The following is a 402-nucleotide window of genomic DNA, read 5'->3' as shown; positions in this document are numbered from 1 at the left end:
CGGGGGTTTGATGGGGTTGGGGAGCCTGACGATTACCTACTTTCACACGGGGATCCGCACTATCATCGGCGTGGAGTCGTTTCACGGTCCTGTTCGGGATGGGAAGGGGTGGTACCAACTCGCTATGGTCATCAGGCATGACTTGTTGCTGTGTCGCGGGTGGACGGCACAGCCAATCTGGGAAGAAGGGGAGTAAGGGGTGGGTAGCGAGTGCATCGTGGCACATCGCGAGGGTCCTGAAGCGTAGCCTCCCTTTGGGGGGGCTTACCCCCTACGGGGGTGGTTCCCAGTAAGTGCTAAAGCACTAACTGGTCACTAGCTTTGCATGAGCCCAGAGTAATCGCTAAAGCGATAACACTGGGCGCAAAACGCTCCGGTTATAGGATCAAGCCTTACGGGCAA

At 57.2% G+C, this 402-nt stretch carries 1 rRNA gene; it reads right to left on the bottom strand.

What is annotated here, in order from left to right:
• Positions 1–23: 23 nt before the first annotated feature.
• Positions 24–136: ribosomal RNA gene (rrf, locus tag AB4Y31_RS31845) — 5S ribosomal RNA — on the bottom strand.
• Between the last annotated feature and the right edge of the window lie 266 nt (positions 137–402).

This window comes from Trinickia sp. EG282A (genome assembly GCF_040965455.1).
GTDB lineage: Bacteria > Pseudomonadota > Gammaproteobacteria > Burkholderiales > Burkholderiaceae > Trinickia > Trinickia symbiotica.
This window is presented reverse-complemented; position numbering and strand designations above follow the sequence as displayed.